Below are 17,185 nucleotides of genomic sequence, written 5' to 3' on the forward strand. Positions count from 1 at the left end.
GCCGCCGACCCTCGCCGATTCACTCGACGTTTTCCTGGGAGTAGACGACGCCGTTGGCATCCTGGATATCGCGAATCACCTCCCAGTCCTTCTGATACGTCACCGGGACGAACTTGGTCACGCCGTCGAACTCCTCGCCGAGTTCGGTGCCCTCCATGTCGAAGCTGAAGAACGCCTCCTTGATCTTGTCGATCAGTTCGGGCTCGAGATTGTAGGCGTAGGTATAGGAGGTGGTCGGGAAGCGCTTCGACTCGAACACGACCTTGACCTCGTCGGGGTCATAAAGACCGCGTTCGGCCATGCGATCGACCACTTCGGAGGCCACCGGCGCGGCGTCGTAGTCGCCGGCGACCACTCCCAGCATCGACTGGTCGTGCGAGCCGGAGTAGACCACTTCATAATCCTCGTCCGGGGTGATGCCCTGCTTGGGGAACAGCGCACGAGGCGCGAGATTGCCGGAATTGGAGGTCGGCGAGGTGTGGGCCACCCGCTTGCCCTTGAGGTCGCTCAGTTCGTCGATGCCGCTGTCCTTGCGAGTGTAGACCTGCAGGGTATAGCCGAACTCGCCGTCGTCGCTGCCCATGATCGCGAACGGGACGGCGCCGGCAAGGTTGACCGCGAACGGCGTCGGGCCGGTGGAAAAACCGGCCACCTGGATGCGGCCGCTGCGCATCGCCTCGATCTCGGCGGCGTTGGACTGGACCGCGTAGAAGCGCACGTCCTTGCCGGTGACCTCGCTGAGGTGCTCGATGAACGGGTCCCAGATGTCGGCATAGATGGCGGGGTCCTCCACCGGGGTATAGGCGAAGACCAGCGGGTCGGGATCGAGGTACTGCGACGGATCGGTCGGCGCGTCGGCCACCAGGTCGCCGTCGGCGTCGCAGTACATCGGCGCCAGATCGCCACGCTGCGAACACTCCTCGGCGGCGGACGCCGACATGGCGATACCGCAACCCAGGGCCAAGGTGGTCAAAAACGAGAGAGGCGAGCTTGGAGAAAGCGACGTGGATCGCGAGGAACGTCGTTGCATGGCGTTGGCTCCTGAAACGGAGGTCGTTATTGGCGACATCGACTACGCGATTTGTCTGTCGGTCAGGGCCGTGGTCGATGTCATGGTTTTGTCACAGTGTGCGCAAAATCCGTCGCGAAGCGCATTCGACTTTCGCTATTGAGCATCATCCATGTTCGTTTCCGAGCAGAGAAACGGGTTGGCGACAATATTGTTATGTTATAACATATTTAATGTTCTAAGGCGGGAACCTCCGCTTGTCCTGCCGGTTCGACCGGTACCTGATTGCAGGAGATTGTCATGAATCCGTTACCCGTGACCGTGCTGTCCGGCTTCCTGGGGGCCGGCAAGACTACGGTACTCAATCATCTGCTCAACAATCGCGACGGTCGCCGTATCGCCGTGATCGTCAACGACATGAGCGAAATCAACATCGATGCCGCCCTGGTCGAGCGCGAAATCGGCTTCAATCGTGCCGAGGAAAAGCTGGTCGAGATGAGCAACGGCTGCATCTGCTGCACGCTGCGTGAAGATCTGCTGGTCGAGGTGAACCGGCTGGCCGACGAGGGGCGCTTCGATTATCTGGTGATCGAATCCACCGGCATCTCCGAGCCGCTACCGGTGGCGGAGACATTCACCTTCGAGGACGAGAACGGCCGCAGCCTGTCGCAGGTGGCGCGCCTGGACACGTTGGTCACCGTGGTCGATGGCGCCAATTTCCTCTCGCAGTATCACGAGGCCGAGTCGCTGGCCGACGCCGGGGAGAGCCTCGGCGAGGAAGACGAGCGCAACGTCGCCGACCTGCTGGTGGATCAGATCGAATTCTGCGACGTACTGCTGATCTCCAAGTCCGACCTCATCGACGCGGACGCACTCGACGAGTTGAAGGCGGTCTTGCGGAGCCTCAATCCCGATGCCGAGATCGTGGCCATCGAACATGGCCGGGTGCCGCTCGGCAAGGTCATCGACACCGGCAGATTCAGCTTCGAAAAGGCGCAGCAGGCGCCGGGCTGGCTCAAGGAGATGCGCGGCGAACACGTGCCGGAAACCGAGGAGTACGGTATTTCCAGCTTCGTGTTCGAGGCGCGGCGTCCCTTCCATCCGCGGCGGTTCTTCGAGGTTCTTCATGGCGATTGGGGCGGCGGCAGGCTGCTGCGTTCCAAGGGCTTCTTCTGGCTCGCCAGCCGGCCGCAGTTCGCCGGCCAGTGGAGCCAGGCCGGCGGGATCGCGCATCACGGCTTCGCCGGCCTGTTCTGGCGCTCGGTGCCGGAATCCCGCTGGCCGCAGGACCCCGAGGCGCGGAAATGGATCATGGCCAAGTGGCAGGAACCGTTCGGCGACATGCGCCAGGAACTGGTATTCATCGGCCAGGGGCTCGACGCCCAGGACATTCGACGACGACTGGAAGCGTGCCTGCTGTCGGAAGAGGAGATGGCGCGCGGCAAGGAATACTGGCTGACGCTCGAGGACCCGTTCCCGGATTGGGGCATGGCCGCCTGATTTCCCGGCTCTGTGGTCTGGTCTCCACTAGAGTTTCCCCGGTCCCCTCGAAAGAGTCGGGCCGGGGTTTTTTTTTGGCCGCCCGGCCCGATTCGCGCCATTGCCAAGAAATTATTAGCCGGCTACATTTTGTGCCATTCCAACCTCTCTCAGGAGCGTTCCATGGCAACACCGAAACTCTTCACGTCGCTGAAGCTCGGCCAACTCGAACTTGCCAACCGCATCGTCATCTCGCCGATGTGCCAGTACTCCGCCGACGGCGAGGGCAGCATGACGGACTGGCACACCATTCACCTGGGACATCTCGCGCTTTCCGGGGCGGGGCTTATGATTATCGAAGCCTCGGCGGTATCGCCGGAAGGACGCATCACGCCCTGGGACGTGGGCCTCTATTCGGACGCCAACGAGCAGGCGATGGCACGCACCCTCGAGGCGGTGCGAGCCTATTCGCCGATGCCGGTCGGTATCCAGCTCGCCCACGCCGGGCGCAAGGCATCCTGTCAGGCACCCTGGAATGGCGGCGCGCAACTGGGGCTGGGCGAAGGCGGCTGGGAAACCATCGCGCCTTCCGCCGTGCCGTATCAGCAGGACCAGCGCCCGCCGCAGGCAATGAGCCGCGAGCGTATCGAGCAGCTCAAGGTGGACTTCATCGCTGCCGCGAAGCGCGCCGACCGGCTCGGCATCGAGCTGATCGAGATCCATGCCGCCCACGGCTACCTGCTGCACGAATTCCTGTCGCCGCTCTCCAACCGGCGCGACGACGAATACGGCGGCAGCCTGGAGAACCGCATGCGCCTGGTGCTCGAAGTCTTCGACGCGGTGCGCGCCGCGTTTCCGGCCGACAAGCCGGTAGGCATTCGCATCTCGGGCAGCGACTGGGTCGAAGGTGGCTGGGATCTCGAACAGAGCGTCGAGCTGGCGAAGGCGCTGGACGCGCGTGGCTGCAGCTTCATCGACTGCTCCGGCGGCGGCCTCGACCCGCGCCAGGCGCTCGACGTCGGCCCCAATTATCAACTGCCGTTCGCGCGTCGCATCAAGCAGGAGGTCGACATGCCGGTGATTGCGGTCGGCCTGATCACCGAGCCGGAGCAGGCCGAAGGTATCGTCTTCAGCGGCGAGGCGGACGCCGTCGCCTTGGCACGCGGCATGCTCTACGATCCGCGCTGGCCGTGGCACGCCGCCGCCAGGCTCGGCGCCAGCGTCCACGCGCCGAAGCAGTATCTGCGCAGCCAGCCGCATACGCTCAAGCAGCTGTTCGAATGAGCCGGTAACAACGCCTTCGAGCGCCGCGCTGATCGCATCGACCACGCCCCGTATCGCTGCTGCGATACGGGGCGTGATGTATTCGGATGCGATGTTGTTTGGCGCCCTTTCTCTCGGTCCGCCTCACCGTTCAATGCTTTCCGCTCTCGAACGCTAGACCGTGTCCTCGATCCGCCAGTTGACCGGCACTTCGGCGATGCTGGCCGATGGTGGCAGTTCCAGCAGCAGGCGAACGATGCGTGCGACATCCTCGGGCTGGGTGACCTCCTCGGCATCGATATCGGCGCCAGCGGCCATGTCGGTGGCGACGAAACCGGGGCAGATCGCGGTGGCGCGCACACGCGTCTCCGCACTGCAGTGACGCAGGCCGTGGACGAACGCCTGTGCCGCGAACTTGCTCATGGCGTAGAGCCCCGACCCCGCCGAGCGCACCCGCTTGCCCGAGAGCGACACGATCGACACCACCTTGCCGCGTTCGGCGGCGACGAGGTGGGGCCAGGCCTGCTGCGTCAGTAGCATCGGCGCCTTGGCGTTGACCGCCATGACCCGGTCGAATTCGTCGCTGTCCGCTTCCAGCACCGAGGCGCGGCTGAGAATGCCGGCGTTGTTGACCAGCGCATCGATGCCGCCGAACACGCGTACCGTCTCCTCGACCCAGGACCGGGCGCTCTGCGAATCCAGCGCATCGTAGTGGCAGACCAGCCAGTCATTGCGCTCCGGACGTTCTGCGGGCTCGGTCCGACAACCGAGGCTGACGCGCCAGCCGGCGGCGTGAAGGGTCTCGGCGATGGCGGCACCGATGCCACGATTGGCACCGCTGACCATGACCACGGGGGCGTCGTTGGACATCTCTGGTTCCTCGAGTTGAGACGGTCTGGGGCGGGCCGAGTGACAGGCCGCCGGCTTCCCGGTCAGCCTAGCGGGGCGTTGCCCATCCCGCGAGCGAAGCCGCCAGCGCGTCGCTCAGTCTGTCCACGTGTTCCCGGGCGAATACCAGCGGCGGGCGGATCTTGAGCACGTTGCCGTGGGGGCCGGTGGCGCTGATCAGCACACGGCGCCGACGCAGCCCATCGACCAGGGTCTGTGCGCCTGCAGCGTCCGGGCGACCTTCGGCATCGAGGACATCGACCCCAGCCAGCAGACCGCTGCCGCGCACCTCGCCGAGCCGCTCGCTCGCCCTGGCCAGCTCGTCCAGGCAGTCGTGCAGGTAACGTCCGACGCGGGCGGCGTTGTCGATGACGTCCTCTTCTGCCATCACCTCCTGTACCGCGAGTGCGGCAGCGCAGGCCACCGGATTGCCGCCGAAGGTATTGAAGTAGCGCGCGACCTCGCCGAAGTGATCCATCACGTCGCGTCGCGCCACGACTCCCGCCACCGGATGACCGTTGCCCAGGGGCTTGCCCAGCGTGACCAGGTCGGCCGTGACGCCATGACGTGCAAAGCCCCACATCGTGCCGGTGCGGCCGAGTCCCGCCTGTACCTCGTCGGCGATGTAGAGTCCGCCGGCACGACGGATCGTCGCCACCGCCGGGGCGAGGAATTCGACCGGATCGGTAACGATCCCGTCGCTGGAAAACACGCCGTCGAGCAGCAGGGCCGCGGGACGAATGCCGTGAGCGACGAGATCGTCGATCGCCGCCTGCACGCCGGCGGCGAAGCGCTGCCCCATGGCAGCTTCACCGTCGCCGCAGTCGACCGGTGACGGTACGGTCCTGACGGCATCGCCTAGCCTGACGCGGCTGCCCAGCGACGGCGAGGCCTCTGCAATCGCCTGGGTCACGCCGTGATAGGCGAATTCGGTAACGATCAGCCCCTCGCCGCCGGTGAACGTGCGTGCCATGCGCAGGGCCAGATCGTTGGCCTCGCTGCCGGAGCAGGTGAACACCATCTGCGCCAGCGGCGCGGGAAGCGACTCGGTCAGACGCTCGGCGCAGTCGAGTATCGTCTCGTGCAGGTAGCGGGTGTGGGTATTGAGCGTGGCCGCCTGACGGGCGATCGCCTCTACCACGCGAGGATGGCAGTGGCCAACGCAGGCGACGTTGTTGTAGGCGTCCAGGTGCGGCGCGCCATGGCGGTCGAAGAGCCACACGCCGTCACCGCGTACCGGATGGAACGGCTCGTCGTAGAACAGCCGGTAGGAGGCACCGAGCAGACGGCGGCGGCGTTCGAGTAGGGTGTCGTCGTAAGGGTCCGTCATGCGTGCGGGCCTCCCGCGATGGTGGCGTCGTCGAGCGCCGCTGACAGGCGGCGTTCGAATGTCGCGGCCGGCAGGCTGGCGCAGTGGCGCAGAGCCCGCCACGAACCGGCGGTATTGCGCAGCAGATAGGCGGCATTTTCCGGATGCCGGCTGGCGCGGTAGGTCGAGACGGTGATCGCCATGGCGAGCCGCGTCTCGACCAGACCGCGCAGCAGTTCGACCTCCTCGGCACGCAGCGCCGACTGCCGATGATAGCCGGCAATCAGCGCCAGCGAGCCGGCCAGCGGATCGTCGGGATCGTTCATCTGGTACGCCGCAGCGACGGCCAGGTCGACGATCCGGGGGGCGAAGAGCATGTCGCCGAAGTCGATGATCCCTGCCGGCCAATCGGCAACGCCGTCGATCAGCGATTTCGGGTCGAACAATACGTTATGGCCATTGAGATCGTTGTGGATCGGCTGGCGTGGCAGCCGGGCCAGACGCGGTCGCAGCCGGTCGCGGAAGTCGCTCAGGTGCTGGCGGATCAACTCACGCTCCTCGGCCTCGACCAGGCTGTTGGTCTGCGGCATCAGCGCATCGGCACGCTGCAGATCCCAAGGCATGGGCTGATCGGCCACCGGATGCTGGAAGTCGGCGAGCGCGTCGTCGATACGCGCCAGCCAGACGCCCAGCGTGCGACGGAAGGTCCGTGACGGCACCCGCCCGGCCAGCGGCGTTCCCGCCACGAAGGTCGACAGGCGCACACGGCTGATCCGGCCGTCCTCGAGTCGATGGGGCGGCGCCGGATCACCATCGAGGGCGTTCACCACGCGCGGAATTGGCAGGGTCGGATCGCGCTCGGCCAGCCGCGTCAGCGCACGAACCTGGAAGTCCGTCACCGTCTCGCGCTCCGCCGGATGGGTGAACTTGAGCAGATAGCGGCGGCCGTCGGCAGCGGTGGCGCGGAAGTTGCGATCGCGTTCGCCGGCCAGCGGCTCGAGCGTGGCTTCGAGGCCGAAACGCGCTTCGAGCAGCTGTCGCGCGGTAGTGAGGGAAACCTCCAGCGCTGGTGCGTCCAGCACGTCTTCGTCCGGACTCGCTCGGTCGGTCATCACGCAAATCCCGCCAGGGCGCTTGCCAGATTGTCGCCCAGCGCATCGGAGAGATAGCCGCCTTCCTGTATGAGCACGGTGGGCAGGCCGAGCTGGGCGATGCGCCGGGTGATGCGTTCGAAGCCTTCGGTGGTCACCGCCACGCCCTGGTAGGGATCGTGTTCGTAGGCATCGAGCCCCAGCGATACCACCAGCGCCCCGGGGGCAAACGCGGCGATGCGCTCGCAGGCGCGATCCAGCTCGCGCAGATAACCCACGGTATCCAGCCCCTTGGGCAGCGGCAGATTGAGGTTGTAACCCTCGCCCTCGTGGCGTCCGGTCTCGTGAGCATGGCCAGTGAAGAATGGCGTCATGAAATGCGGGTCGGCATGCAGCGATACCGTCAGCACGTCGGCGCGCTCGTAGAAGATGCCCTGGTTGCCGTTGCCGTGATGGACGTCGATATCGAGTATCGCCACGCGTTCGTGATGTCGGCGCAGATCGCAGGCCGCGATGGCAGCGTTGTTGAGATAGCAGAAGCCGTTGGCGCGTTCGGCATAGGCATGATGTCCCGGCGGCCGGCACAGCGCATAGGCGACCTGATGACCAGGCTGAACCTTATCTGACGGAGCATGGCCCGCGGATACGTGCGCTGTGGCGCTCAACGCGCAATTGGCGGCGCCGATCGCGGCCCGCCAGGTGCCGGCGCCGACCGACGCGGCCATGTCGCCCAGGTGAAAGCCGACCCGGCCGACCAGGTGGTCGGGATAGGTGCAGGGCTCGCCGGGGAACGGATGGATGTTGGCGACGACCTCCTCGGGGTTACGATCTTCCAGCTCGAGCCAGCGGGCATGCACGTGCTCGAGAAAGTCGAGATAGCGCGGCGTGTGCACCGATTCCAGCGGTTCGCGGCCGAAGGCGGCGGCGGGCATGAGCGTATGGCCGGCGCGCCTTGCCGCTTGCTCGAGACGCTCGGCGCGCTCCGGCTGCTCGTTGCTGCGCTGGACCTGACCGCGAACGACGAAGAACTGCGGGTCGTGATCGTGATGGGTATCGCTCGTGAAAACGTGCACGCGTGACTCCTGGGTCGTCGTTGTCGGTCCGCTATCGCTATTCAGATGCATGATGCATCATATTGGCAGTGAGCTTACGCCGAGTGGCGTCAGGAACCAAGTCATGGTGATGATGGCTGGGCATGCGCCAGGGTTCGCGGTAGCGTAGCGTCGGTTTCCCGCTTCGAGAGACGATATGGATCACCGGTTCGATCGCGTCGAGCATGCTTCGCTCGGCGGCAATGTCTACGCCCACCTACGCGATTCGCTGATCAGCGGGCAGCTCAAGCCCGACGACCGCCTGCGTATCCGCGAGCTGGCCGATCAGTTCGGCACCAGCGTCACGCCGGTACGCGATGCGATCTTGCGTCTGTGCAAGGAGCAGGTGCTGGAGATGCGGTCCGCCCGCGACATTCGCGTGCCGGTGATCGACGTCGCGCAGTACGACGAAATCTATCGGCTGCGACTGGAGCTTGAAGGAATGGCAGCAGCGCTGGCCGCGGCGAACATCGAGGCAGCCGGCATGGAAGCACTGACTCGGCAGGTGGAGGACAATCATCGGGCGATCGCCGCCGGCGATATGGCCAAGGCGATGAAACTCAACCAGCAGTTTCACTTCGCCCTGGCGGCACTGGCCGAGTCACCGTTGCTCGAGCGCTTTATCGACAGCCTGTGGATGCGCGCCGGGCCGGTGATCGCTCTGGCCTATCGCGCCTTCTCCGAGCGGGTCGCGATCCAGCACCATTGGGAGGTGCTGGAAGCGCTGGAACGGCATGATGCCGACGCCGCCGGCGCCGCGATCCGTCGCGATATCGAAGATGGCTACGAAATGATGACCCGATTCCTGACCACGATGCAGTCGGATCTCGATAAACGACGTTAGCCCGGCACCGTTTTGCGAGTGTCGATCAGGCGCTATCTTCGAACGCTCGCGCGCCGGCGGCCGTGCTATTCCTCGGACATCAGGCTGGCGCCGTTGCGCTCGGCGAACACCTGTATTCGAGGCCGTTTCACCAACGGCAACTACAGGCGGGCACAGCCGTATCTCAGCGACTATGTTGTGACGACGCAACCAGACAAGGAGAACAGTCGCATGGAGGCGAACATTTTCGTCGTCGCGCTGGCCGTACTGGCCTTTGGAATGCTTGCCGGTCGGTTGCAGAGTTCCCCGCTTACCATGCCGATAGTGTTTACTACGGCGGGCATCGTGCTTGGGCCGGGCGTTCTCGGCATCATCCACTTCGATGTCCACAATGAGACGATCAGCGCGCTGGCCGAGGCGGCGCTGGTCGTCGTGCTCTTCACCGATGCCTCGCGCATGGATCTGCGCAAGGTACTGAAAGAGCATACGCTGGCCCTGCGCCTGCTCGGCTTCGGATTGCCGCTTGCCGTCCTCGTGGGTACCGGGGCCGGCCTGCTGCTGCTGCCGACCTTGTCGATTGCGGCAGTGGCCCTGCTCGCCGCAACGCTGGCCCCCACCGATGCAGCGCTTGGCCAGGCATTCGTCGGCAACCAGACCGTGCCACAAAGAATTCGCCAGACGCTGAACGTGGAGAGCGGGCTCAACGATGGCCTGGCCGTCCCGTTCATCACCGTGCTGCTCGATGTCGCCCGCCACGAGACCGGCTCGGCGCTCGGCTATGTCGGGCTGTTCGTCTCGTTGGTCGGTATCGGTATTGCCGTGGGCGTCGCGGTGGGCTGGCTTGGCGGGCGCATTCTCGAATGGAGTGCCTCGCGCGACTGGGCCACGGATACCACCCAGCGGCTCGCGACGATCTCCCTCGCCGCCGTGGCGTTCGCCGGCAGCGAGCTGCTGGGAGGTAATGGTTTCGTTGCGGCCTTCAGCGCAGGGCTGGTGGTCGGCACGTCGGCACGTTCGCTGCTGCCCCGCACCACCGGCTTCGCCGAGGCCGAAGGGCAGCTGCTCACTCTGGTTACCTTCCTGCTGTTCGGGACGATCATGGTCATCGACGTGCTCGGCGACGCCAGCTGGCGTGTCATCGTGTATGCCCTGATCAGCCTATTCGTCGTACGCCCCATTGCCGTCGCGATCTCGCTGCTCGGCACCGGGCTTTCGCCGGCCAGCGTGGGCTTTCTCGGTTGGGCCGGGCCGCGCGGTCTGGCCTCCATCGTCTATGCGGTACTCATCGCCGAGACAGCCGGGGTACCCGGCGCCGATCTCGTCTTCATCGTCGCCGCCTGGACCATTTTGCTCAGCATCTACCTGCACGGACTCTCATCCGCACCGCTGAGTGCGCGCTATGGCGCTTACACGCGTCGATCACGGGACCAGAGCTCGCCGGAGCATCAGGATTCTGCCGGGCTTCCCCTGCGCTTGCCCGCACGAGGCGATACGTCCAGGTGAAGGATCCGTTGTCATGACGACCGGCGCGCACAGAGCTGAGCCAGCAGCCGCTGGCAATCCTGATGGTGTCAGTCGGCGAGCGCTGGTCAATGATTCTCCGTCACGTTGACCAGAATCGTGCGGATGCCGGCAGCGCGCCCGCCTTCGAGGTCCAGCGGGCTGTCGCCATCATGAGCAGATCCGACGGCGCTGCCGGCCGCCGTCGCCGACGCCCGCTGTTTTATTCGCCTCCGATACGATCCAGCAATGCCATCTGGGCATCGGGTATTTCCAGCGCCACCGCGTGAATGTTTTCCTGCAGATGCTCGGGCGACGAGGTGCCGGGAATCAGCAGAATATTGGGCGAACGCCTGAGCAGCCAGGCCAGCGCCACCTGCATCGGCGTCGCGTCGAGCGTCTTCGCCACCTGGAAAAGCGTGTCCGACTGCAACGGCGTGAATCCGCCCAGCGGGAAGAACGGCACATAGGGAATGCCGTCCGCGGCAAGCTGGTCGATCAACGCATCGTCGTCACGATTGGCCAGGTTGTACTGATTCTGCACGCAGGCGATAGGGACGATCTTCTGCCCGTCCGCGACCTGTCTGGCGGTAACGTTGCTCAGCCCGATGTGCTTGATCAACCCGCGCTCGCGCAGCTCCGCAAGCGTCGTCAACGGCGCTTCCAGCGAGCCTTCCGCCGGGCCGTGAACGTCGAGCATGCTGCGCAGGTTCACGACTTCCATCTGCTCGAGGCCCAGGTTGCGCAAATTGTCTTCCACCGCCCGGGTCAGCTCGGCCGGTGACATCGCGGGCAACCAGGCGCCTTGTTCGTCGCGTCGGGCGCTCACCTTGGTGACGATGCAGAGATTTTCGGGATAGGGATGCAGCGCCTGCTTGATCAGCTGGTTGGTGACGTGGGGGCCGTAGAAATCCGAAGTGTCGATATGATCAATGCCCGCGGCGATCGCGTCCTTGAGCACCTGCACGGCACGGGTCGGATCCCTGGGCGGGCCGAACACGCCGGGACCGGCGAGCTGCATGGCGCCATACCCCATGCGTTTGACCCGGCGGTCGCCGAGGGCGTAGGTGCCGGCTTTGTCGATGAGGGACATGCGTTCACTCCTTGCGAAGGCAGTGTTTTGGAAACGGTGCTTGGAGAACAGCGGATAGAACGACTTCATGGTAGGCCTACCCCCGCTGTGCGACTATTCTATTCAATCGAGACAGGTCGTACGGGGAAATGCACAATGAGCGCGGATCTCGCTGATCTACAGGCGGTGCTGGCCGTCGCCAAGGCCAACGGGTTTCGAGAAGCCGCGCGACTTACCGGCAGCAGTCCTTCACGTTTGAGCGATGCGGTGCGTCGGGCCGAGACCCGGCTGGGTGTTCGGTTGTTTCATCGCACCACGCGGGCGGTCACACTGACGCAGGCGGGTGAAGCGCTGGTCGCGCGGCTATCGCCTGCGTTGGCGGAAGTGGAAAGCGCGCTGGATGCGATCAACGGGTTCAAGAATCGGCCGGCCGGCACGCTGCGGCTCAACGTGCCGGTCAGCGCCTCGCGACTGGTATTGCCCTCGATTCTGCCCGCCTTTCTCAAGGCGTATCCGGAGATCCGCGTCGAGATCACGGCCGACAGCGCGGTGACCAATATTCTCGCTGCGGGATACGATGCCGGCATTCGCTACGACGAACGCCTGGAGCAGGACATGATCGCCGTGCCCATCGGCCCACGCGAGCAGCGTTTCGCGCTGGTCGCCTCGCCCGACTATCTGGCGCGTCGCGGCATGCCCGTGCATCCGCAGGAACTGCTGCAGCACGCGTGCATTCGTGGCCGCTTCACCAACGGCAACCTGCCTGCCTGGGAGTTCGAAAAGGGCGAAGAGCTGATCCAAATCGAGCCTCGCGGGCCTTTGGAAGTCAGCATTGGCGGCGGGGTCGACCTCGGCGTCGAAGCCGCACTGCAGGGCGTCGGTCTGATCATGATCTTCGAGCAGTGGGTCGAACCGTATCTTGCCAGCGGCGCACTGGTGCCGGTACTCGAATCCTGGTGGCCGCGTTTTTCCGGCCCCTATCTCTACTATTCCGGCCGTCGCCTGGTGCCCGCGCCGCTGCGGGCCTTCATCGATTTCGTTCGCGAGCGCGCCTAGCGCGACGCAATCTCGCAGAGTCTCTGTTCTCGGAAATCAGCCTCAGCGACCGAGCCGGAAGATAGCGTATCCTGTGTCGTTCTCGCTGATCGGAGCTTGTCCCATGCGCATGTCGCCGCTGCCTCCGCTGAATTCTCTGGTTGCCTTCGAAGCCGCCGTACGCCACATGAGCTTCACGCGGGCCGCGGTCGAACTGAATCTTTCCCAGAGCGCGATCAGCCGCCAGATCGTGCATCTCGAGGAGTTTCTGGGGCGGCAGCTGTTCGTGCGTCAGCAGCGTCGGCTGATTCTCACCCGCGCCGGCGAGACCTACGCGCTGCAGGTTCGGGCCATTCTGGATGACTGCGTTCACGCCACCGCCGAGGTGATGAAGAGCACCGGAGAGAACGAGCTGACGGTGGCCTGCACCGCCGGCGTGGCGCAGTTCTGGATGGCGCCTAAGCTGAGCCGGTTCCGCCGCGAGTATCCCAACGTCAAGCTGCGCCTGATCGTGCGCGACGGCGTCACCTCGCTGTCGTCGTTCGAGTTCGACATCGGCCTTTACTACCTGAAGCGAGAGACCCTGCCGGGTTTCGAGACGCACTACCTGATTCCGGAAAAGGTCTTTCCGGTGTGCGCGCCCGCTTATCTAGAGGCGTGTCGCGATCGTCACGGGCTCTCTGACGATCAGCGGCTTCAACCCGGGCATCTGCTGCAGGAGACGCTACTGACGCTGGAAGATGCTCAGAGTTTATGGATCTCTTGGGAGGACTGGTTCGGCTATCACCAGCTCGCCAGCGCATCGACGAACAACGCCGTGGTATTCAATCACTATCCGTCGCTGGTCGAAATGGCCGTCCATGGGCAGGGCGTCGTGCTCGGCTGGCAGCACGTGATCGACAGTCAGATCGAACGTGGCCTGCTGGTACGGGCGTCCGATCACTGGGCCAGCCATGGCGGCGGCTACTTCCTCGTCACGCCCGAAGAGCGGCGGGAAAACTTCGCCACGCGCTGCTTCAAGCGCTGGTTGATGGAGGCGGCCCCCGCCACCGAATGAAGCGCACGATCGATGCGTTGACCGCATGCATGCATGCGTTTTTTGCGTTTTCAGGTTCTCGAGGCGCTGGGTAGGCTCATGCCGTATTCGGATGACTATCACGACAGTACTTCACAAGCACAACATCGCCTCCCAAGAGCCCAATCCATGACCGAACTCTCCTCTTCACGCTCCTCGCAAGCCGTCCTGTTCCGTAATGCCGACGTGGTCGACGGTTCGTCGTCCGAACCGCGTACCGGCGTCCAGGTCCTGGTCGAGAATGGCCGCATCGTTCAGGTGGCTGACGAGTCGATCGACGCGCCACACGCCCGCGTCGTCGACCTTCAGGGTCGAACCCTGATGCCCGGACTGATCGACTGCCACGTGCACGTCATCGCGACGACCGCCGATCTCGGCGCCAACGCGCTGCTTCCCGATTCCCTGATCGCGGCCCGCGCCACGCCGCTCCTGAAAGGCATGTTGATGCGAGGTTTCACCACCGTGCGTGACGTCGGCGGTGCCGATCGCGGCATTCAGCAGGCGGTGGCGGAAGGGCATTTCGTCGGCCCGCAACTGGTGATCTGTGGCAAGGCGTTGTCCCAGACCGGCGGCCACAACGACTATCGCGGCTTCTATGACGAGCGCGACGATCAGTACCAGACCCGGCGTCTGGGCTCCATGGGGCGCATCTGTGACGGCGTCGAATCCGTGCGGCGGGCCGTGCGTCAGGAGATCAAGGCCGGTGCCCAGTTCATCAAGGTGATGGCCAACGGCGGCGTGTCGTCTCCCAGCGATCCCATCGATTTTCTGAGCTTCTCTGTCGCCGAGCTCGAGACGATCGTCGAGGAAGCCAGCAACGCCCAGACCTACGTCAGCGCGCACCTCTACACCGACGAAGCGATCCGGCGTGCCGTGAAAGCCGGCGTTCATTCGCTCGAGCACTGCAACCTGATCACCTTCGAGACGGCGCAACTGGCCGCCGAACGCGGCGCCATGGCGTGTCCGACGCTCGTCACCTACGAGCGGCTGAAGGCGGAAGGGGCGGAATATGGGCTCAAGCCGGAATCCGTGGCCAAGATCGACGACGTGCGCCTGGCCGGACTCGAGAGTCTGCAGACCATGCGCGAGGCGGGCCTGCCGATGGCCTTCGGCACCGATCTGCTCGGCGAGATGCAGCCGCACCAGTCCGAAGAGTTCGTGATCCGCGCTCAGGTATTGCCGCCGCACGAGGTGATCCGCAGCGCCACGCTGACCGCCGCCAAGCTTCTGCGCATGGAAGGCGAGATCGGCTGTATCGCGCCGGGCGCCCGGGCGGACCTGATCGTGGTCGACGGCAATCCGCTGGAAGACATGCGGCTGCTGACCGGCCAGGGCGAGCATCTTTCTCTGATCATGCAGAGCGGTCGCGCGGTCAAGGATCGATTGAGCCGCTGACATCGCGACGACACGCGAATGCCGGTATCGCAAGTGCCGGTATCCGAATGACGGCTTCGAGCGAATAGCGATCGAAGCCAATAACGACCGAAGCAAATAACAACCATAAAAGGAGACTGCGACCATGCAGGCATTCTTCGTCATTGCCTATATCTTGCTGATGATCGTCATCGGACTGTACTTCTCGCGGCGCAAGGTCCACGACGATACCGACTTCATCGTGGCGGGACGTTCGCTCTCCACGATGGTCCTGACTGCGACGCTACTGGCGACTTTCGTCGGTTCGGGGTCGATCGTCGGCGGTGCCAGCTTCGTGTTTCAGCACGGGCCGGGTGCGGCGATCTTCTTCTTCGCCGGCACGCCGATTGCCGCTCTGGTGGTCTATTTCCTGCTGGCGCGAAAGATGCGGCGTTCGCGGGCAACCACCATTCCCGGTCTGATCGAGGAGCGCTTCGGACCCACGGCACGCTCCATCGCCTCGCTGATCATTCTGCTGGCCTACGTCGGCATCGTCTCCTACCAGTTCACCGGTGCCGGCCAGGCGCTCAACCTGGCCTTCGGCCTGCCGGTGTGGCAGGGCGTGCTGATCGCTGCGGTGGTGATGATCGGCCTGGCGACCATGGGCGGGCTGGTCTCGGTGGCGTACACCGACTATCTCAGCGCCGTGATCATCTTCGGCAGCATGTTGATCGCGTTGCCCCTGGTGCTGACGCGGCTGGGCGGTCTCGACGGCATGCTGGAAGCGCTGCCAGCAACGCATCGCACGCTGCTGGGCGGGCTGTCGTCATGGCAGGCGCTGGGCTACTTCCTGCCGCTGTTCCTGCTGATCCTGGGCGATCAGAATCTGTTCCAGCGCTTTGCCGCCGCGCGTGATCCGGCCACGGCCAAGAAGGCCGCCATGGGCCTGGTGATCGCCTCGATCGTCTGTACCGGCCTGATCACCCTGCTGGTCTGCGCCACGCGGGTGATGTACCCCGACATCACGCCTTCCACGGCCATGATGACGCTGGCACAGCAGGGTTTGCCCACGGTCGTCGGTGGCCTGTTGCTGGCCTCGATCGTGGCGCTGCTGCTGACGACGGGGAACTCCTATCTGCTCTCGGCATCCGCCAGCCTGACGCAGGACATCCTCGGCGGTCTGCTGAAGATCCAGATCGCGCCAGGCAAGGCACTGATGGTCAACCGGCTGACCGTCGTCGGCCTGGGCGTACTGGCGTGGATCCTCGGGGCGTTCTTCCCCAGCGTGCTGGCGATGCAGATGTACTCCTACGGCATGTATGGTGCCGCCATCACCCCGGTCTTCCTGGCTGCGCTGCTATGGCCGCGGGCGACGCCGGCCGGCGCACTGGCGGCGATGATCGTCGGCGGCGTCATGACGCTGGTGTGGGAGATCGCGCTGGGCAAGCCGATGGGCTGGAACAGCGTGCTGGTGGCCATGCCACTGGCGGCGGTCACACTGATCCTGGTCAGCCTGGCTGGCAAACGTCAGCCGGCGGTATCGATGAGCAGCTGATTGCGTGCTGGGTGTCTTGCATCGTGGCATTCCGCGCTAGTGTGGTGTTTTACAAGTAAGACTCATTAATCAGGCCTGTCTTTCTGCCGATTCAGTGAGGCAGCCGCTCTGCCAACAGAGGCGATAATGTCATCCGCCGTTTTTCGCCACTGGAACGGTTGGGGATCTTCGTTGTAAATCGTCAGATAATGCCGAATCGATTTTTCCAAATCGCTTACGCTAGTGTGCGCTTGCCGCTTGATCCATTTCTCGCTGATCGTGGAGAAAAAGCGCTCCACCAGATTCAGCCATGAGGCCGATGTGGGGGTGAAATGGACATGATAGCGCGGCCTCTCTGACAACCAGGTTTTCACCTTGTCCGTCTTATGAGTCCCATAATTGTCCATGATGAGGTGAACATCCAAGCCCGCTGGCACATCCCTGTCGATGGCATTGAGAAACGTGATGAACTCCGCGCTGCGATGGCGACGCTTGAGACGTCCAATGACCTCACCCGTCGCCACGTCCAGGGCAGCGAACAGCGACGTCGTCCCATGGCGCTGGTAGTCATGGGTGCGCGTTGCAGGTTTGCCGACAGTCAGTGGGAGTCCGGGTTGGGTGCGGTTCAACGCTTGAATCTGGCTTTTTTCATCAACCGATAAC

At 64.4% G+C, this 17,185-nt stretch carries 16 protein-coding genes; 9 read left to right on the top strand and 7 right to left on the bottom strand.

Annotated elements, in window-relative coordinates; translation table 11 throughout:
• Nucleotides 1-19: 19 nt before the first annotated feature.
• Nucleotides 20-940: a phosphate/phosphite/phosphonate ABC transporter substrate-binding protein gene (gene phnD, locus DOM57_RS13650; protein ID WP_239496228.1), complete on the bottom strand. Its 921-nt coding sequence runs from the start codon at nucleotides 938-940 to the stop codon at nucleotides 20-22.
• Between phnD and DOM57_RS21830 the strand changes: the two genes are divergently transcribed.
• The 3 genes from DOM57_RS21830 to DOM57_RS13660 all read left to right on the top strand — a co-directional run bounded on the left by DOM57_RS21830 (nucleotide 939) and on the right by DOM57_RS13660 (nucleotide 3,772).
• Nucleotides 939-1,172: a hypothetical protein gene (locus DOM57_RS21830; RefSeq protein WP_162619538.1), complete on the top strand. Its 234-nt coding sequence runs from the start codon at nucleotides 939-941 to the stop codon at nucleotides 1,170-1,172. The genes phnD and DOM57_RS21830 overlap by 2 nt on opposite strands.
• Before the next feature lie 137 nt (nucleotides 1,173-1,309).
• Complete coding sequence (gene zigA, locus DOM57_RS13655) at nucleotides 1,310-2,509, top strand: zinc metallochaperone GTPase ZigA (protein WP_110649756.1); 1,200 nt, start codon at nucleotides 1,310-1,312, stop codon at nucleotides 2,507-2,509.
• A gap of 162 nt (nucleotides 2,510-2,671) precedes the next feature.
• A complete protein-coding gene (locus DOM57_RS13660) occupies nucleotides 2,672-3,772 on the top strand; it encodes an NADH:flavin oxidoreductase/NADH oxidase (protein ID WP_110649757.1) in 1,101 nt (366 codons plus the stop codon).
• Between the two features lie 153 nt (nucleotides 3,773-3,925).
• Here the strand turns inward: DOM57_RS13660 and DOM57_RS13665 are convergent, their stop codons facing one another.
• From DOM57_RS13665 to DOM57_RS13680, 4 genes are all read right to left on the bottom strand, one after another.
• Nucleotides 3,926-4,621 carry an SDR family NAD(P)-dependent oxidoreductase gene (locus DOM57_RS13665; RefSeq protein ID WP_110649758.1) on the bottom strand — a complete coding sequence of 232 codons (696 nt, stop codon included), beginning with the start codon at nucleotides 4,619-4,621 and terminating at the stop codon, nucleotides 3,926-3,928.
• Between the two features lie 67 nt (nucleotides 4,622-4,688).
• Nucleotides 4,689-5,969: an aspartate aminotransferase family protein gene (locus DOM57_RS13670; RefSeq protein ID WP_110649759.1), complete on the bottom strand. Its 1,281-nt coding sequence runs from the start codon at nucleotides 5,967-5,969 to the stop codon at nucleotides 4,689-4,691.
• Nucleotides 5,966-7,060 carry a phosphotransferase gene (locus DOM57_RS13675; protein WP_110649760.1) on the bottom strand — a complete coding sequence of 365 codons (1,095 nt, stop codon included), beginning with the start codon at nucleotides 7,058-7,060 and terminating at the stop codon, nucleotides 5,966-5,968. The genes DOM57_RS13670 and DOM57_RS13675 overlap by 4 nt, the downstream gene beginning before the upstream one ends.
• Nucleotides 7,060-8,112: a histone deacetylase family protein gene (locus DOM57_RS13680; protein WP_110649761.1), complete on the bottom strand. Its 1,053-nt coding sequence runs from the start codon at nucleotides 8,110-8,112 to the stop codon at nucleotides 7,060-7,062. Before DOM57_RS13680 ends, DOM57_RS13675 begins: the two co-directional genes overlap by 1 nt.
• Nucleotides 8,113-8,287: 175 nt before the next feature.
• On the opposite strand from DOM57_RS13680, the gene DOM57_RS13685 reads away from it, so the two are divergent.
• On the top strand, nucleotides 8,288-8,974 hold the full coding sequence (locus tag DOM57_RS13685) for a GntR family transcriptional regulator (RefSeq protein ID WP_110649762.1): 687 nt from the start codon (nucleotides 8,288-8,290) through the stop codon (nucleotides 8,972-8,974).
• Between the two features lie 210 nt (nucleotides 8,975-9,184).
• Nucleotides 9,185-10,456, top strand: coding sequence for a cation:proton antiporter (locus DOM57_RS13690; RefSeq protein WP_110649763.1), 1,272 nt, complete (start codon nucleotides 9,185-9,187; stop codon nucleotides 10,454-10,456).
• Nucleotides 10,457-10,676: 220 nt separating this feature from the next.
• Here DOM57_RS13690 and DOM57_RS13695 read toward each other — a convergent pair whose 3' ends face one another.
• Nucleotides 10,677-11,546, bottom strand: coding sequence for an aldo/keto reductase family oxidoreductase (locus DOM57_RS13695; protein ID WP_110649764.1), 870 nt, complete (start codon nucleotides 11,544-11,546; stop codon nucleotides 10,677-10,679).
• 135 nt (nucleotides 11,547-11,681) lie between these two features.
• Here DOM57_RS13695 and DOM57_RS13700 point away from each other — a divergent pair, with 135 nt between their 5' ends.
• From DOM57_RS13700 to DOM57_RS13715, 4 genes are all read left to right on the top strand, one after another.
• Nucleotides 11,682-12,581: a LysR family transcriptional regulator gene (locus DOM57_RS13700; RefSeq protein WP_110649765.1), complete on the top strand. Its 900-nt coding sequence runs from the start codon at nucleotides 11,682-11,684 to the stop codon at nucleotides 12,579-12,581.
• 103 nt (nucleotides 12,582-12,684) lie between these two features.
• Complete coding sequence (locus DOM57_RS13705; protein WP_110649766.1) at nucleotides 12,685-13,617, top strand: LysR substrate-binding domain-containing protein; 933 nt, start codon at nucleotides 12,685-12,687, stop codon at nucleotides 13,615-13,617.
• 147 nt (nucleotides 13,618-13,764) lie between these two features.
• Complete coding sequence (locus tag DOM57_RS13710; RefSeq protein WP_110649767.1) at nucleotides 13,765-15,030, top strand: metal-dependent hydrolase family protein; 1,266 nt, start codon at nucleotides 13,765-13,767, stop codon at nucleotides 15,028-15,030.
• A 124-nt stretch (nucleotides 15,031-15,154) separates the two neighbouring features.
• Nucleotides 15,155-16,543 carry a sodium:solute symporter family protein gene (locus DOM57_RS13715; protein ID WP_204352976.1) on the top strand — a complete coding sequence of 463 codons (1,389 nt, stop codon included), beginning with the start codon at nucleotides 15,155-15,157 and terminating at the stop codon, nucleotides 16,541-16,543.
• Between the two features lie 65 nt (nucleotides 16,544-16,608).
• Here DOM57_RS13715 and DOM57_RS13720 read toward each other — a convergent pair.
• A partial coding sequence (locus tag DOM57_RS13720; RefSeq protein WP_110649769.1) for an IS630 family transposase occupies nucleotides 16,609-17,185 on the bottom strand: 577 nt, incomplete at its 5' end.

Origin of the sequence: Salinicola peritrichatus, assembly GCF_003206715.1 — a bacterium.
In the GTDB taxonomy this organism is placed as follows: Bacteria; Pseudomonadota; Gammaproteobacteria; order Pseudomonadales; family Halomonadaceae; genus Salinicola; species Salinicola peritrichatus.

Excerpts from the sequence above, each read along its gene's own strand:
- DOM57_RS21830 (WP_162619538.1), top strand. The coding sequence starts at position 939 with ATGGCGATACCGCAACCCAGGGCCAAGGTGGTCAAAAACGAGAGAGGC.
- phnD (WP_239496228.1), bottom strand. The coding sequence starts at position 940 with ATGTCGGCGTCCGCCGCCGAGGAGTGTTCGCAGCGTGGCGATCTGGCG.
- zigA (WP_110649756.1), top strand. The coding sequence starts at position 1,310 with ATGAATCCGTTACCCGTGACCGTGCTGTCCGGCTTCCTGGGGGCCGGC.
- DOM57_RS13660 (WP_110649757.1), top strand. The coding sequence starts at position 2,672 with ATGGCAACACCGAAACTCTTCACGTCGCTGAAGCTCGGCCAACTCGAA.
- DOM57_RS13665 (WP_110649758.1), bottom strand. The coding sequence starts at position 4,621 with ATGTCCAACGACGCCCCCGTGGTCATGGTCAGCGGTGCCAATCGTGGC.
- DOM57_RS13670 (WP_110649759.1), bottom strand. The coding sequence starts at position 5,969 with ATGACGGACCCTTACGACGACACCCTACTCGAACGCCGCCGCCGTCTG.
- DOM57_RS13675 (WP_110649760.1), bottom strand. The coding sequence starts at position 7,060 with ATGACCGACCGAGCGAGTCCGGACGAAGACGTGCTGGACGCACCAGCG.
- DOM57_RS13685 (WP_110649762.1), top strand. The coding sequence starts at position 8,288 with ATGGATCACCGGTTCGATCGCGTCGAGCATGCTTCGCTCGGCGGCAAT.
- DOM57_RS13690 (WP_110649763.1), top strand. The coding sequence starts at position 9,185 with ATGGAGGCGAACATTTTCGTCGTCGCGCTGGCCGTACTGGCCTTTGGA.
- DOM57_RS13695 (WP_110649764.1), bottom strand. The coding sequence starts at position 11,546 with ATGTCCCTCATCGACAAAGCCGGCACCTACGCCCTCGGCGACCGCCGG.
- DOM57_RS13700 (WP_110649765.1), top strand. The coding sequence starts at position 11,682 with ATGAGCGCGGATCTCGCTGATCTACAGGCGGTGCTGGCCGTCGCCAAG.
- DOM57_RS13705 (WP_110649766.1), top strand. The coding sequence starts at position 12,685 with ATGCGCATGTCGCCGCTGCCTCCGCTGAATTCTCTGGTTGCCTTCGAA.
- DOM57_RS13710 (WP_110649767.1), top strand. The coding sequence starts at position 13,765 with ATGACCGAACTCTCCTCTTCACGCTCCTCGCAAGCCGTCCTGTTCCGT.
- DOM57_RS13715 (WP_204352976.1), top strand. The coding sequence starts at position 15,155 with ATGCAGGCATTCTTCGTCATTGCCTATATCTTGCTGATGATCGTCATC.